General features: G+C 48.9%; 2 rRNA genes. Both read right to left on the bottom strand.

Annotation, left to right across the window (positions count from 1 at the left end):
- Positions 1-12: 12 nt before the first annotated feature.
- Positions 13-106 (bottom strand): 5S ribosomal RNA (gene rrf / locus ACNPAA_RS21180).
- A gap of 125 nt (positions 107-231) precedes the next feature.
- A 23S ribosomal RNA gene (locus tag ACNPAA_RS21175) occupies positions 232-317 on the bottom strand; the annotation flags it as partial.

Genomic DNA, 317 nt, shown 5'->3' with positions numbered 1-317 from the left:
TGTCCTACTCTCGCATGGCGAATGCCACACTACCATCGGCGCTACAGCGTTTCACTTCTGAGTTCGGCATGGGGTCAGGTGGTTCCACTGCGCTATTGCCGCCAGGCAAAATCTTCAATCTCGGAAAGCTGATGTGAATAACGACTTCGCTACTTTGCTTTGTCATCACCACTGAATTTGTAAGTAGTTCGCTCATTTGCTACAAGGCCAGAAACACTTCTTGGGTGTTGTATGGTTAAGCCTCACGGGTAATTAGTATGGGTTAGCTCAACGTATCGCTACGCTTACACACCCCACCTATCAACGTTGTGGTCTCC

The organism is Aeromonas sp. PS2Canimalfood6 (genome assembly GCF_048276795.1).
In the GTDB taxonomy this organism is placed as follows: Bacteria; Pseudomonadota; Gammaproteobacteria; order Enterobacterales; family Aeromonadaceae; genus Aeromonas; species Aeromonas caviae.
The sequence above is the reverse complement of the archived record's forward strand: the minus strand, read 5'-3'. Positions and strand labels throughout refer to the sequence as shown.